This is a genomic window from Bradyrhizobium symbiodeficiens (assembly GCF_002266465.3).
Taxonomy (GTDB): domain Bacteria; phylum Pseudomonadota; class Alphaproteobacteria; order Rhizobiales; family Xanthobacteraceae; genus Bradyrhizobium; species Bradyrhizobium symbiodeficiens.
On sequence record NZ_CP029427.2, the window covers coordinates 4,510,705 to 4,524,962 of the forward strand.

Genomic DNA, 14,258 nt, shown 5'->3' on the forward strand with positions numbered 1-14,258 from the left:
GTCAAACGATGGAGGCGTGACGTGAGCAGGACAAGAATTGCAGCCACGGCGATTGGTCTCGCCGGCGCGCTGGCGGCCTCGCAGGCCCAGGCTCAATCGGCAAACAGCAGCGAGCAGGAGATCGCACTGCTGAAGCAGCAGTTGAGGATGCTGGAGCAAAAGCTCGACAAGCTCCAGAGCCAGACCGCGGCGAACACGGCTGCCACCGCGAAGGCCAGAGTGGAAGCAAAGGCCGAAGCGCGCTCGGAGGCGAAGGCGGTCGTCGCCAACGCCAACGCGGCCATCCCGCTCAAGGGACCGGCACCCGCGTCCGGCGTCGTCCTGACCATGCCGAACAACCGGCCGACCATCTGCACCGCCGATCAGGCAAACTGCGTCGCGATCACCGGCCGCCTGCACTACGACGTCGGCGGCTATGACTATCGACCCAACACGGCGGCCACCGTACCGCAAAAGCTCGACAGCGGACAGAACGTCCGCCGCGCGCGCATAGGCGTTGCCGGCAAGTTCTTCAACGACTGGAATTTCGCGCTGATCTACGATTTCGGCGGCACGTCCGACGGCTTTGGCGGCGCGGCGCCGGGCTCACTGCCGGGCGGCGGCGTCTCCGGCGTCGAGAATGCCTACATCAGCTACACCGGCCTGAAGCCGTTCGGCGGCAAGATGGCGGTCGAAGCCGGCATCATGGACCTGCCCTACACGCTCGATGAAGCCACCAGCTCGAACGACATCATGTTCATGGAGCGCGCCTCGGCCGGCATCGTCGCGACCAATATCGCCGCCGGCGATTTCCGCTCCGCGGCCGGTACGCGCTGGTACAACGACCAGCTCTGGATCGGCGGCTATGTCACGGGGCCGTCGACTGGCGCGATCCACTCGGCTTCGAGCGCGGCGCCGGCGGGCACCAGCGAGCAATATGGCGCCGTGGCGCGTATTGCCGGCAACCCGATCAGCGGAAAGGACTATTCGGTGCATATCGGCGCCGATGCGCAATGGCTGATCCAGCCGCCGCGCAATCTGATCGCCAACACGCAGACGGTCACGCTCAGCGACCGGCCGGAATTGCGTCTCGACCCGACCACGCTGATCTCGACCGGCGCGATCGCCAATGCCTCGGGCGCGCAGGTCTACAGCGTCGAAGCCGCCGCGACCTACGGACCGCTGATCCTCCAGGGCGAGTACTTCTGGTACAATATCGATCGCACTGCCAACACGGGCCTCGCGCCGATCGGCGCACCCAGCCTGAAATTCCAGGGCGGTTATGCGCAGGCGGGCTACGTGCTGACGGGCGAAGGCCGGAGCTACAATGCGGCGAACGCGGCCTACAACGGCGTCAAGCCGGCGCACCCGTTCTCGCTCGACGGCGGCGGCTGGGGCGCCTGGGAAATCGCGGGGCGCTTCTCGACGATCGACCTCAACAACCAGCTGGGAACGGCGACCGGGATCGCCGGCGGGCGGCAGACCGTCTACACGGCGGCGCTGAACTGGTACGTCAACGGCAACGTCCGCTTCATGCTCGACTATCTGCACGGCACGGTGTCGCGGCAGGCTTCGCCGGTCTCGACCGCCGATGTCGGCTCGAAGTTCGACGCGGTCGCGATGCGCACGCAGTTCGCGTTCTAACATCTCCCGTCATCCCGGGCGCGCGCAGCGCGAGCCCGGGACCATGCTGGAATTACGCAGCCCGCTTCGGCTTCCTCACCACCACCGGCGGCGGCGCGCAGGAGAGCCGCTGCTGGTGGCTCTCGCCCCAGGCTTTCAGGATGTCGATGACCGGCCGCAGGCTTTCGCCGAGTTCGGAGAGACAATATTCCACGCGCGGCGGCACCTCGGCATAGACCTTGCGGATGACAAGCTTGTCCTCCTCCAGCGCGCGAAGCTGCTTGGTCAGCATGCGCTGGGTGATGCCGGGCATCCGGCGGCGCAGTTCGCCGAAGCGCTGGGTGCCGCTCTGCAGGTGATAGAGGATCACGCCCTTCCATTTGCCGTCGATCAGATCCAGCGTCGCCTCGACCGAGCAGCCCGGGCGCCGGGCAAAATCGCGCCGTTTCATGCGTTTTTCCAATAGTATCCAAACAGGGACTATATCCCCGAATTTACAGTACTTGCCAAATCGGAGCTAGCGCGACAGTTAGCAGGCCAAGCGGGCTCATGCCAAGCTGCGCGCCATCTGATGGAGACAAGCCATGAAAGCCGTCGGCTACAAGAAATCGCTTCCGATCGAGGACGCGGATTCGCTGATCGATTTCGAGACCGCAAAACCCGAGCCCAAGGGACGCGACATTCGCGTCGCCGTGAAGGCGATTTCGGCCAATCCGGTCGATTACAAGGTGCGCAAGCGCGCAGCGCCGCCCGAGGGCGAGACCAAGATCCTGGGCTACGACGCGGCTGGCGTTGTCGATGCCGTCGGACCCGAGGTCACGCTGTTCGAGCCGGGCGATGAAGTGTTCTACGCAGGCTCGATCCTGCGCCAAGGCACCAATGCCGAATTCCACCTGGTCGACGAACGCATCACAGGCCTCAAGCCGAAGTCGCTCTCGTTTGCCCAGGCAGCTGCCCTTCCCCTCACCTCCATCACCGCCTGGGAATTGCTGTTCGATCGGCTCGGCGCGGTGCCCGGCAAGAGCGTCGATCCGCGGACGCTGCTGATCACGGGCGGCGCCGGCGGCGTCGGCTCGATCCTGATCCAGCTCGCCCGCCGCCTCACCGGTCTCACGGTGGTCGCGACCGCGACGCGGCCGGAATCGCAGAAATGGTGTCTCGATCTCGGCGCGCATGCGGTGATCGATCATGGCAAGCCGATGAAGGAGCAGATCGAAAAATTGAAGCTGCCGCCGGTCGCGCTGGTGGCGAGCCTCACCTTCACCGACCAGCACTACAAGGCGATCGCCGAGTTGATGGCGCCGCAGGGCCGGTTCGGCCTGATCGACGATCCCCCGGAGTTCAACATGAGCACGTTCAAGGGCAAGGCGATCTCGGTCCACTGGGAATCGATGTTCACGCGCTCCTCGTTCCAGACGGCGGACATGATCGCGCAGCATCATCTGCTGAACGACGTCGCCGACCTCATCGACAAGGGCGTGTTGCGCACCACGCTCGACCAGACTTTCGGCACGATCAACGCCGCCAACCTCAAGCGCGCGCATGCGCTGCTCGAGAGCGGCAAGTCGCGCGGCAAGATCGTGCTGGAGGGGTGGTAGGCGTCAGTTCGAAGCGGGCGGCGCCTTCGCATCCTGCGGATGCGTCGCACGTTCGACAAAGCCTTTTGCCAGCGCGTGATAGATGCCCTCCTCGCAGATCATTCGCGAGGTCACGTGCGCGATCAGCGCGGCCGCCATCAATGGCACGACCATGCCGTGATTGTCCGTCATCTCGGTCACGATCACGAACGCCGTGATCGGCGCCTGAACCACGCCGGCGAAGTACGAGACCATGCCGAGCAGCATGATCGCGCCGAGCGGCGCATCGTGGAAGAACGAGGCGATGTTGCTGCCGATGCCGGCACCGACGGCAAGCGACGGCGCGAAAATACCGCCGGGTATGCCGCTGATCGCGGCAAAGGCCGTCGCCAGCAGCTTGAGCACGCCGAAATCCTGCGGCAGCGGCGAGCCGTGCTCCAGCGCCGTCTTCACCTGGTCATAGCCGGTGCCATAGATCGTATCGCCGGATACCAGGCCGCAGATCGCGACGGCCAGTCCACATGCGAATGCAAACCAGAGTGGATGCCCCTTGATCGCGCGTCCGAGCGAATTCTTGCCCCCCCGCGCCATCGTGATGACGATGCGGCTGAACAGGCCGCCCGCCAGACCGCCGGCCACACCACAGAGCGGAACGGCCAGCCAGTCCGGGCCACGCGCCAGCGACATCGCGCTGCTGCCGAAATAGGCGTAATTGCCCGCCAGCGCCAGCGAGGTCAGGCCAGCCGCGATCACGGCCGCAATGATGAGGCTGGACGTGCGGGTCTCGAAGGCGCGGCTCATCTCCTCGATGCCGAAGACGATTCCGGCCAGCGGCGTATTGAAGGCTGCAGCGACGCCTGCGGCGGCGCCGGCCAGAATCAAGCCGGGCTGGCGGCGCGGCGAGACGCGGCCGAGCGCGAACATGATGGATGCCCCCACCTGCACTGTCGGACCTTCCCGGCCAACGGAGCCGCCGCACAACAGACCGAACAGAGTGAGGATCACCTTTCCGATCGCGATCCGCATCGAGACCAGGCTCTCTCGCGCGCGCTGATCGGTCAGATGCCGTGCGGCGATGGCTTGCGGAATTCCGCTGCCCTGCGCGTTCGGGAATAGACGAATGGTCAGATAGGCCGAGAGCACGAAGCCGAGTGGCGTCACCGCCAGCACGGCATAGCGGGACTTCGCGAGCAGCAGCCCGAAGGCATGCTGGGCGAGATCGGCGAGCTGTGCCAGCGCCACCGCTATGGCACCGACACAGATCCCGCCGAGCAGGAAGATCGCCTGCCGCTGCCATCGCGCCGACGTCAGCTTGAAGAGGCGTTTATGGCGGGTCGACAGGGGCCAGAGCATGAGAGCTGATCTTAGCCGACTGCGCGCCGAACGGAACCCACGGGCCCGCAAACCAGCTAGACTGGAACAACGCTTCGACAACCAGCAGCAGCCGCCGCAGCAGCGCCGCCTCAGGCGATCGTATTGACGATGCCGCCCTCGGCACGCAGCGCCGCACCGTTGGTCGCGGACGCCTGCTTCGAGGCGACATAGACCACCATGTTGGCGATCTCGTCGACGCTGGCGAAGCGTTGCAGCAGCGAGCTCGGGCGATGCTGCTCGACGAAATTGGCGGCGGCCTCATCGACCGACTGCCCGTTCTGCTTGGCAAGATCCTTCACGAAGGTCTCGACGCCCTCCGACATCGTCGGTCCCGGCAGCACGGAATTGACGGTAACAGCCGTGCCGCGAGTGAGCTGCGCCAGGCCGCGCGCGACTGAGAGCTGGGCTGTCTTGCTCATTCCGTAGTGGATCATCTCGACGGGAATATTGAGCCCGGACTCCGAAGAGATGAAGACGATGCGGCCCCAGTTGCGCTTGAGCATGCCCTTCATGTAGGCCCGCGACAGCCGCACGCCGCTCATCACGTTGACCTCGAAGAAGCGGCTCCAGTCCTCGTCCGGGATGTCGAAGAAATCCTTGGGCTCGAAGATGCCGGCGTTGTTGATGAGGATGTCGACCTCAGGCAGCGCCGCAACCAGCGCCTTGCAGCCTGCGGCAGTCGAGACGTCGGCAGCGATTCCGCGCACCTTCGTGCCCGTCCCTTCCAGCTTGCGCACCGCGGCATCGACCTTGTCCTGGCCCCGGCCGTTGATCACGACACTGGCGCCCGAGCCGGCGAGGCCTTTGGCGATGGCGTGACCGATGCCGGCAGTCGAGCCAGTCACGAGGGCGGTCTTTCCGGAAAGGTCGATGTTCATGCGCGGGCTCCTTTGATGTTCACCGAGATATCGTGCGCTGCGAAAGCAGCTTCAATCGTCCCTCACCGACGCGTGAGGATCGGCCGCCGCAACAGCAGTGGGTACAGGTCGGCAAGGCGTAGCGTGCCCACCCTGTCGACGCGGGATGCTGGCACGACCTTGTACCCGTCGCATCCGATGCCTTGCGCAATCGCACGTTTGATTTGCTGATCGCTCCACGCGCTGAGGCCGGCCACCGAATCGAGGTGGCTTTCAGGGCGATGGGCCATGGTCAGAAGACAATGGCAGCGCAATAAAAAAAGCGGCGCCCGGAGGCGCCGCTCTTCGAAAACCAAATACCGATCGGCTTACGCCGCCTCGGCTTCCTTTTCCTGCACCGGACCGGAATCCTGGCCCTTGGCGTCGACGTCGCGATCGACGAACTCGATCACGGCCATCGGGGCGTTGTCGCCGTAGCGGAAGCCGGCCTTGATGATGCGGGTGTAGCCGCCCTGACGGTCCTTGTAGCGAGCCGCCAGCACGTCGAACAGTTTCCTGACCTGGTCCTTGTCGCGCATCTCGGAGATCGCCTGGCGGCGCATCGCCAGCCCGCCCTTCTTGCCGAGGGTGACGAGCTTCTCGACGATCGGACGCAATTCCTTCGCCTTCGGCAGCGTGGTGACGATCTGCTCGTGCTTGATCAGCGCAGCGCACATGTTGGCGAACATCGCGCGGCGATGCTCGGCCGTGCGATTGAGCTTCCGATGAACCTTGCCGTGACGCATGTGACTATTCCTTACGTAAAAACTGCCGCGACGGTTCGTCGGACATGTTGCTCAGGTGGGCTGCCTGCGTTCGCCCGTAGTACGCGAGTGATGAGTAGCGAATGGCGAATAGTCGTCTATTCGCCACCCCCTACTCGCCATTCGCTCAGTAGTGATCCTCGAAGCGCTTGGCGAGCTCGTCGATGTTCTCCGGCGGCCAGCCCGGCACTTCCATGCCGAGATGCAGACCCATCTGGGCCAGCACTTCCTTGATCTCGTTCAGCGACTTGCGGCCGAAGTTCGGGGTGCGGAGCATTTCGGCTTCGCTCTTCTGGACGAGGTCGCCGATGTAGACGATGTTGTCGTTCTTCAAGCAATTGGCCGAGCGCACCGACAGTTCGAGCTCGTCCACCTTCTTGAGGAAGGCCGGGTTGAAGGCGAGGTCCGGGATGATCTCCTGGGCGACTTCCTTGCGCGGCTCTTCGAAGTTGACGAACACGTTGAGCTGATCCTGGAGGATGCGAGCGGCATAGGCCACCGAATCATCCGGCGTCAGCGCGCCGTTGGTCTCGATCGTCATGGTCAGCTTGTCGTAGTCGAGGATCTGACCCTCACGGGTGTTCTCGACCTTGTAGGAGACCTTGCGGACCGGCGAGTACAGGCTGTCGACCGGGATCAGGCCGATCGGCGCATCCTCGGGACGGTTGCGCTCGGCGGGCACGTAGCCCTTGCCGGTGGCCACCGTGAACTCCATGCGGATCTCGGCGCCCTCGTCGAGGGTGCAGATCTGCAGGTCCGGGTTGAGCACGACGACGTCGCCGACGGTCTGGATGTCGCCTGCGGTGACGACGCCCGGGCCGGACTTCTTCACGACCATGCGCTTGGGGCCTTCGCCCTGCATCTTGATCGAGATGTCCTTGATGTTGAGCACGATATCGGTGACGTCCTCACGAACGCCCGCGATCGAGGAGAACTCGTGCAGCACGCCGTCGATGTGCACCGACTGCACCGCTGCGCCCTGGAGCGAGGAGAGCAGGATGCGGCGCAGCGCGTTGCCGAGCGTCTGGCCGAAGCCGCGCTCGAGCGGCTCGGCGACGATGGTCGCAAAACGCGAGGGATCGCTGCCGGGCTGCACCTGGAGCTTGTTCGGTCGAATCAGTTCTTGCCAATTTTTCTGGATCGTCACTGTTTCACCCATACAGGCCAGTCATACTGCGATTGCAGATACTGGCGTTGGAGAAAGGCCGCAGATCATTCCCGCGGCTTTGCAAAAAACAATCGCGGGCGCCGATGCGCCCGCAATTTCGTATCAAACGCGCCGACGCTTGCGGGGACGGCAACCGTTGTGCGGGATCGTGGTCACGTCACGGATCGAGGTGACGGTGAAGCCTGCGGCCTGAAGCGCGCGGAGCGCCGATTCGCGGCCCGAACCGGGACCTGCGACTTCGACTTCCAGCGTGCGCATGCCGTGTTCCTGCGCCTTCTTGGACACGTCTTCGGCGGCAACCTGCGCGGCGTACGGGGTCGACTTGCGCGAGCCCTTGAAGCCCATCGTGCCGGCGGAAGACCAGGCAATCGTGTTGCCCTGCGCGTCGGTGATGGTGATGGTCGTGTTGTTGAACGACGAGTTCACGTGCGCGACGCCGGAGGCGATGTTCTTGCGCTCACGACGACGAACGCGGGTGGCTTCCTTGCCCATAGAGTACCTTTCCTGAAGATCTCAAACGCCGCCGTAGTGCCAGCGGCTACACCTGTGGAACGAAATGCGTGCGGCGAACGGGTCGCCCCTGTTCGCCACACGCTGCGATTTGGATTCGAAAACTTACTTCTTCTTGCCGGCGATGGCCTTGGCCGGACCCTTGCGCGTGCGCGCATTGGTGTGGGTACGCTGGCCGCGCACCGGCAGGCCGCGACGATGACGCAGGCCGCGATAGCAGCCGAGGTCCATCAGACGCTTGATGTTGATGCCGACCTCACGACGCAGGTCGCCCTCGACGAGATAGTCGCGGTCGATCACTTCGCGGATCTGGAGCACTTCGGCATCGCTCAGCTGATTGACGCGACGATCCTCGGGGATCTTCACCTTTTCGAGAATCTCGCCAGCGATCTTCTGGCCGATGCCATGGATGTACTGGAGCGCGATCAGCACGCGCTTGTTGGTCGGGATGTTCACGCCGGCAATACGGGCCACGGCCTTCTCTCCTGTTACCGATCCCTCGTCAGGAACCGGTCTTTAAGTGCTTGGTTTCTCGGGCAGGTGTTCACAAACGCGAACACGACGCCCACCCCCGGTCTTCCTGGGGCCCGGCATCGTTTGAAACTATCCGACTTGGATGCGGGGCTTATTAGGGGATTCCAGGGGCTTTCGTCAACCGCTGCTAGCGTTTGGCTCGCCTTTTCGTGACCTTTTTTGCGGCCTTCTTGGCACCCTTTTTGACAGCCTTCCTGGCGGTCTTTGGGGACGCCTTTTTCGCGGCTTTCTTGACGGTCTTCCCGGCGGCCTTCTTGCCGGCCTTCTTGGCCGCCTTCTTGGGGCCCCTCACCGTCGCCTTGGCGGCCTTTTTAGCCGATTTGGCGGGCTTTTTGGTCGTTTTGGCTGCTTTCCCAGCCTTCTTGCTCGCCTTCTTGCTGGCCTTGGCCTTCTTGGCCGGGCCAGCCTTGGCTACGCTTTTGGCGTTGGTCCTGGCTTCGAATGCCCCCAGCGCCAGGAGCTGTCGATGGATGGCGCGGGTGACCTCGTCGATGGCCATCATACCGTCGATGGTCGAGAGCTTGCGCCGCTCGGAATAGTAGTGAATCAGCGGTTCCGTCTGGTTGCGGTAGTTGGCTAACCGCTTGGTCAGGACCTCCGGGGTGTCGTCGAGTCGGACCTCCTCCCCGCGCTCACGCATCTGGGCGACGCGGGTCTCGACACGGTGCAGCAGCGCGCTCTCGTTGACGCGGAGCTCGATCACGGCGTCGAGCTTGAGGTGCTTGTGCTTGAGCAGATCGTCCAGCGCCTCGGCCTGAGGCACCGTGCGCGGGAAACCGTCGAGGATGAAGCCGTTGCGGGCGTCCGGCTGATCGATCCGATCGGAGATGATTCCGACCACGACCTCGTCGGGCACGAGAGCACCGCTGGCCATGATCTCCTTGGCCTTCAGCCCGACCGGCGTTCCGGCCGCCACGGCCGCACGCAGCATCTCGCCGGTCGAGAGCTGGACGATGCCATAGCGCTCGACCAGCAGCTGCGCCTGGGTCCCCTTGCCCGACCCCGGCGGTCCAAGAAGTATAATTCTCATCGCGTATGCCCCCCCGGATTGGTGAGCGATACGTCGCGCACCCGTGTTTGAAGTCCAAGAACAGTGCAAACCATAATCGGCGCTGCACCGCTACCCATATCATAGGGGAGCGGACGGGCAGACGCCAAGAAGGGCTTTGAAATCAGTGATTGCGTCGCAGTGCGGGGTGCTCTGCCAATGCGATCGAAGGTCCGTGCTGCGCTTGGCGCAAGCCGCGCACCGTCGGTGCGCGGCGAATCGGCGGCGCAGACGCGCCGCCTCGATAGGCCTCTAGCGGCGGCGCCCGCGCAGCTTCGACTTGCGGATCAGGCCTTCATACTGATGCGCCAGCAGATAGCCCTGCACCTGCGCCACCGTGTCCATGGTGACGCTGACCACGATCAGCAGCGAGGTGCCGCCGAAGTAGAACGGCACCGAAGCATAGGAGATCAGGATTTCCGGGATCAAGCAGACGATCGCCAGATAGACCGCACCGAGCACGGTGATGCGCGACAGCACGTAGTCGATATATTCCGCGGTGCGTTCGCCGGGACGGATGCCCGGAATGAAGCCGCCGTGCTTCTTCAGATTGTCCGCGGTCTCGGTCGGGTTGAACACGATCGCGGTGTAGAAGAAGGCGAAGAACACGATCAGCGCCAGATACATGATCAGGAACAGCGGACGGCCGTGGCCGAGCTGGGTGGTGATCCACTGGAACCATTCCGGCCCGCTTCCCGCGTTGAAGTTCGCCACCGTGGTCGGCAGCAAGAGCAGCGAGGACGCGAAGATCGGCGGGATCACGCCGGAGGTATTGAGCTTGAGCGGCAGATGCGAGGACTGGCCCTCGAACATCTTGTTGCCGACCTGGCGCTTCGGATACTGGATCAGGAGGCGGCGCTGCGCGCGCTCCATGAACACGATGAAGGCGATCACGGCGACCGCCATGATGATGACGACCAGGATCAGGCCGGTCGACATCGCGCCCTGACGACCGAGCTCGAGCATGTTGGCGAGCGCGGCGGGCAGCTCGGCGACGATGCCGGACAGAATGATCAGCGAGATGCCGTTGCCGATGCCGCGCGAGGTGATCTGCTCGCCCAGCCACATCAGGAACATGGTGCCGCCGGTCAGCGTGATCGCAGTGGACAGACGGAAGAACAGGCCGGGGTCGCTGACGACGTTGCCGGCGCCCTCGAGGCCCACCGCGATTCCGTAGGACTGGAACGCGGCCAGGATCACGGTGAGATAGCGGGTGTACTGGTTCAGCAGCTTGCGGCCGGACTCGCCTTCCTTCTTCAGCGCCTCGAGTTGCGGCGAGACGGTGGTGAGGAGCTGGATGATGATCGAGGCCGAGATATACGGCATGATGTTCAGCGCGAAGATCGCCATGCGGTGGATGCCGCCGCCGGCGAACATGTTGAACATGCCGAGGATGCCGCCCGCCTGGGAGCGGAACACCTGCTCCCAGATATTGGGGTCGATGCCGGGGAGCGGGATGTAGGTCCCGAGCCGATAAACGAGCAACGCACCCAGGGTGAACCAGATGCGCTTCTTCAGTTCGTCAGCCTTGGCGAACGCACCGAAATTGAGATTGGCTGCCAGTTGTTCCGCTGCAGAGGCCATCTTGGACTTTCTCCCGCCGCCTATTGCGCCGTCATGCCCGCGGCCGGGCTACATTATACCGGACACCGGACATTATCTGGGGCTCGGCTTCGATAAGTCCACGTCCTTCATGCGTAAAGGCCCGCGAGCCGCGGGCCAATGACGCAGTTGTTACGCCGCCTCGCCTTCTTCCTTGGCAGGGGCGAGGATCTTCACCGAGCCGCCGGCTTTCTCGACCGCGGCGATCGCGGTCTTGGTGGCGCCGTGGACTTCGATGTTGAGCTTGGACTTGAGCTCGCCGCGGCCGAGCAGCCGCAGGCCACCCTTGGGCCGGCGCAGAACGCCACCCTTCACCAGGGACTCGATGGTCACGACGCTGCCGGCGTCGATCTTCTTGGCATCGACCGCTTCCTGGAGCCGGTCGAGATTGATCTCGGCGAACTCGACGCGGAAGATGTTGTTGAAGCCGCGCTTGGGCAGACGGCGATGCAACGGCATCTGGCCGCCTTCGAAACCCTTGATGCGCACGCCCGAACGCGCGGTCTGGCCCTTGCCGCCGCGGCCGGACTGCTTACCCTTGCCCGAACCAATGCCACGGCCGACGCGCATACGCTTCTTGCGCGAGCCGGCGTTGTCGGCGATATCGCTGAGCTTCATCGCCCTTCTCCTTGTTTACTTCTCGTCGACGATGCGAACGAGATGATGAACCTTCTCGATCATGCCACGGACTGCCGGGGTGTCCTGCAGTTCGCTGGTGCGACCGATCTTGTTGAGCTTGAGCCCGATCAGCGTCGAACGCTGCGAGTGATGGCGGCGGATCGCGCTGCCGGTCTGCTCGAGCTTGATCGTCTTGCTGGACTTAGCTGCGTCCTTGGCCATGAGAATCTACTCCAGAGCTTCCGTTAGTCGGCAGCCGCCTCGGCATCGCCACCGATCCGGCGCGACTGCAGAGTGGACACCTTGATGTTGCGGCGGGCTGCGACCGAACGCGGCGAATCCTGATGCTTCAGCGCGTCGAAGGTCGCGCGAACCATGTTGTAGGGGTTCGACGAGCCGATCGACTTGGCTACCACGTCCTGGACGCCGAGCGTCTCGAACACGGCGCGCATCGGGCCGCCGGCGATGATGCCGGTACCGGCCGGAGCCGCGCGCAGGTAGACACGGCCAGCGCCATGACGGCCGGCGATGTCGTGATGCAGCGTACGGCCCTCGCGCAGCGACACGCGGGTCAGGTTGCGCTTGGCGGACTCGGTGGCCTTGCGGATCGCTTCCGGCACTTCGCGCGCCTTGCCGTGACCGAAGCCGGCGCGGCCCTTCTGGTCGCCGATCACGACCAGCGCTGCGAAACCGAAGCGCTTGCCGCCCTTGACGACCTTGGCAACGCGGTTGATGTGGACGAGCTTGTCGACGAACTCGCTGTCGCGCTCCTCGCGCTCCCTGCGTTCACGTCCGCCGCCGCCGCGTTGATCGCGTCCACCACGTTGTTCGCGTTCTGCCATTTTTCCAATCCTTCAGAGGCTTGCGCCCCAATCCTCAAATTCTGTTAGAAGCTCAGCCCGCTCTCACGCGCTGCATCGGCCAGAGCCTTGACGCGCCCGTGATAGAGGTAGCTGCCGCGATCGAACACGACTTCCTTGACGCCCTTCTCGGCGGCGCGCTCGGCCAGCAGCTTGCCGACCGCCTTCGCCGCATCGATGTCGGCGCCGGTCTTGCCGCCGTCGCGCATCGACTTCTCGAGCGACGAGGCAGAGGCCAGCGTCTCGCCCTTCAGGTCGTCGATGACCTGGGCGTAGATGTGCTTGGACGAGCGGAACACCGACAGGCGCGGACGGCCGCCACCGGAGCGGCGCAGCTTCAGCCGTACACTGCGCTTGCGCCGGGCATTCGTAACCTTGGCTTTCGACATGACCGGCTCCGTTACTTCTTCTTGCCTTCCTTGCGGAAGATGAATTCGCCAACATACTTCACGCCCTTGCCCTTGTAGGGCTCCGGCGGACGATACGAGCGAATCTCGGCGGCGACCTGGCCGACGCGCTGGATGTCGCTGCCGGTCACCGTGATCTCGGTCGGCTTCGGCACCGTGATCGTGATCCCCTCCGGGATCGTATAGACCACGTCGTGGCTGTAGCCGAGCGCGAGCTGCAGGTTCTTGCCCTGCATCGCGGCGCGGTAACCGACGCCGGTGATCTCGAGCTTCTTCTCGAAGCCCTTGGTGACGCCTTCGACCAGATTCGCGACCTGGGCGCGAGCGGTGCCGTACAGCGCCCGCGCGCGATTGGTCTCGACCCGCGGGTTCACCTTCACCTGGCCGTCCTCGAGCTTCACCTCGACGTCGTCATGAACGACGAACTGAAGCTGGCCCTTCGGGCCCTTCATCTTGACGGTCTGCCCATCGACGGTCGCGGTAACACCCGACGGAACCGGCACAGGCCTTTTGCCAACACGTGACATGGATCAAAAATCCTTCTCAGAACACCGTGAAGAGGACTTCACCGCCCACATTCGCTTCGCGCGCGCTGTGGTCGGCCATGATCCCCTTCGGCGTCGACAACACCGAAATGCCGAGCCCATTGTTGACCCGCGGCAGGTTCTTCACCGAGGCGTAAACGCGACGCCCGGGCTTGGAAACACGTTCGATCTCGCGGATGACGGGCTCGCCGTCGAAATACTTCAGCTCGATCTCGATCTCGCTGCGGCCCGAGGAATGCTCGAGCGTGGCGTAACCGCGGATGTAGCCCTCGCTCTTGAGGACCTCGAGCACGTTCTCGCGCATCCTCGAGCCAGGCGTCGAGACCTTGGACTTGGAGCGCATCTGCGCGTTGCGGATGCGGGTGATCAGATCGCTGATTGGATCGTGCGTAGACATCTAAACGACCCTCCTTACCAGCTGGACTTCACGAGGCCCGGGACCATGCCCTTGGAGCCAAGTTCGCGCATCGCGATGCGGGACAGTTTGGTCTTGCGGTAGTTCGAACGCGAACGGCCCGACAGCTCGCAACGCAGGCGGATGCGGGTCGCCGACGAGTTGCGCGGCATTTCCGCAAGCTTCAGGGTCGCGGCGAACCGCTCCTCCATCGGCAGCGTCTTGTCGGCGATGATCGCCTTCAAACGCTCGCGCTTCGGGGCGGCGTTCTTCGTCATCCGCTTGCGCCGGTTGTTCTTCTCGATTGAACTCTTCTTTGCCATGCTTGGCTCCTGGGTATCCGCGTTTGAGAGGCTTTA

The 14,258-nt window shown here is 64.0% G+C and carries 19 protein-coding genes; 2 read left to right on the forward strand and 17 right to left on the reverse strand.

What is annotated here, in order from left to right:
• Positions 1-21 precede the first annotated feature (21 nt).
• Positions 22-1,623, forward strand: a complete 1,602-nt coding sequence (locus CIT39_RS21095; RefSeq protein ID WP_094971988.1) for an OprO/OprP family phosphate-selective porin — start codon at positions 22-24, stop codon at positions 1,621-1,623.
• Between the two features lie 52 nt (positions 1,624-1,675).
• On the opposite strand, the gene CIT39_RS21100 is transcribed toward CIT39_RS21095, so the two are convergent.
• A complete protein-coding gene (locus CIT39_RS21100; protein ID WP_094971989.1) occupies positions 1,676-2,053 on the reverse strand; it encodes a winged helix-turn-helix transcriptional regulator in 378 nt (125 codons plus the stop codon).
• A gap of 133 nt (positions 2,054-2,186) precedes the next feature.
• On the opposite strand from CIT39_RS21100, the gene CIT39_RS21105 reads away from it, so the two are divergent.
• Complete coding sequence (locus CIT39_RS21105) at positions 2,187-3,200, forward strand: zinc-binding alcohol dehydrogenase family protein (protein ID WP_094971990.1); 1,014 nt, start codon at positions 2,187-2,189, stop codon at positions 3,198-3,200.
• A 3-nt stretch (positions 3,201-3,203) separates the two neighbouring features.
• Here the strand turns inward: CIT39_RS21105 and CIT39_RS21110 are convergent, their stop codons facing one another.
• From CIT39_RS21110 to rpsN, 16 genes are all read right to left on the reverse strand, one after another.
• The gene (locus tag CIT39_RS21110) at positions 3,204-4,532 is read right to left on the reverse strand and encodes a chloride channel protein (RefSeq protein ID WP_094971991.1); all 1,329 of its coding nucleotides are present in this window, start codon (positions 4,530-4,532) and stop codon (positions 3,204-3,206) included.
• 110 nt (positions 4,533-4,642) lie between these two features.
• Positions 4,643-5,431: an SDR family NAD(P)-dependent oxidoreductase gene (locus CIT39_RS21115; RefSeq protein WP_094971992.1), complete on the reverse strand. Its 789-nt coding sequence runs from the start codon at positions 5,429-5,431 to the stop codon at positions 4,643-4,645.
• A 62-nt stretch (positions 5,432-5,493) separates the two neighbouring features.
• Positions 5,494-5,766 carry a hypothetical protein gene (locus CIT39_RS21120; RefSeq protein WP_334273000.1) on the reverse strand — a complete coding sequence of 91 codons (273 nt, stop codon included), beginning with the start codon at positions 5,764-5,766 and terminating at the stop codon, positions 5,494-5,496.
• Positions 5,767-5,778: 12 nt separating this feature from the next.
• Positions 5,779-6,195, reverse strand: a complete 417-nt coding sequence (gene rplQ / locus CIT39_RS21125) for a 50S ribosomal protein L17 (protein ID WP_094971994.1) — start codon at positions 6,193-6,195, stop codon at positions 5,779-5,781.
• A 145-nt stretch (positions 6,196-6,340) separates the two neighbouring features.
• A complete protein-coding gene (locus CIT39_RS21130; protein WP_094895375.1) occupies positions 6,341-7,372 on the reverse strand; it encodes a DNA-directed RNA polymerase subunit alpha in 1,032 nt (343 codons plus the stop codon).
• 111 nt (positions 7,373-7,483) lie between these two features.
• A complete protein-coding gene (gene rpsK / locus CIT39_RS21135; RefSeq protein WP_007603045.1) occupies positions 7,484-7,873 on the reverse strand; it encodes a 30S ribosomal protein S11 in 390 nt (129 codons plus the stop codon).
• Between the two features lie 123 nt (positions 7,874-7,996).
• Positions 7,997-8,365 (reverse strand): 30S ribosomal protein S13, encoded by a 369-nt coding sequence (gene rpsM, locus CIT39_RS21140; RefSeq protein WP_014494511.1) that lies wholly within the window; start codon positions 8,363-8,365, stop codon positions 7,997-7,999.
• 187 nt (positions 8,366-8,552) lie between these two features.
• Positions 8,553-9,455: an adenylate kinase gene (locus CIT39_RS21145; protein ID WP_094971995.1), complete on the reverse strand. Its 903-nt coding sequence runs from the start codon at positions 9,453-9,455 to the stop codon at positions 8,553-8,555.
• Positions 9,456-9,725: 270 nt separating this feature from the next.
• Entirely contained in the window at positions 9,726-11,057 is a 1,332-nt protein-coding gene (secY, locus tag CIT39_RS21150) for a preprotein translocase subunit SecY (RefSeq protein ID WP_094971996.1), read from the reverse strand.
• 150 nt (positions 11,058-11,207) lie between these two features.
• Positions 11,208-11,693 (reverse strand): 50S ribosomal protein L15, encoded by a 486-nt coding sequence (gene rplO / locus CIT39_RS21155; RefSeq protein ID WP_094971997.1) that lies wholly within the window; start codon positions 11,691-11,693, stop codon positions 11,208-11,210.
• A 15-nt stretch (positions 11,694-11,708) separates the two neighbouring features.
• Complete coding sequence (rpmD, locus tag CIT39_RS21160; protein ID WP_094895379.1) at positions 11,709-11,915, reverse strand: 50S ribosomal protein L30; 207 nt, start codon at positions 11,913-11,915, stop codon at positions 11,709-11,711.
• A 23-nt stretch (positions 11,916-11,938) separates the two neighbouring features.
• Positions 11,939-12,535, reverse strand: a complete 597-nt coding sequence (gene rpsE, locus CIT39_RS21165) for a 30S ribosomal protein S5 (RefSeq protein ID WP_018322271.1) — start codon at positions 12,533-12,535, stop codon at positions 11,939-11,941.
• A 44-nt stretch (positions 12,536-12,579) separates the two neighbouring features.
• Entirely contained in the window at positions 12,580-12,942 is a 363-nt protein-coding gene (gene rplR / locus CIT39_RS21170; protein WP_007603036.1) for a 50S ribosomal protein L18, read from the reverse strand.
• Positions 12,943-12,953: 11 nt separating this feature from the next.
• The gene (rplF, locus tag CIT39_RS21175; protein ID WP_094971998.1) at positions 12,954-13,487 is read right to left on the reverse strand and encodes a 50S ribosomal protein L6; all 534 of its coding nucleotides are present in this window, start codon (positions 13,485-13,487) and stop codon (positions 12,954-12,956) included.
• A gap of 16 nt (positions 13,488-13,503) precedes the next feature.
• Complete coding sequence (gene rpsH / locus CIT39_RS21180; RefSeq protein ID WP_094895380.1) at positions 13,504-13,902, reverse strand: 30S ribosomal protein S8; 399 nt, start codon at positions 13,900-13,902, stop codon at positions 13,504-13,506.
• A gap of 14 nt (positions 13,903-13,916) precedes the next feature.
• Positions 13,917-14,222: a 30S ribosomal protein S14 gene (rpsN, locus tag CIT39_RS21185; RefSeq protein ID WP_094895381.1), complete on the reverse strand. Its 306-nt coding sequence runs from the start codon at positions 14,220-14,222 to the stop codon at positions 13,917-13,919.
• Positions 14,223-14,258 lie beyond the last annotated feature (36 nt).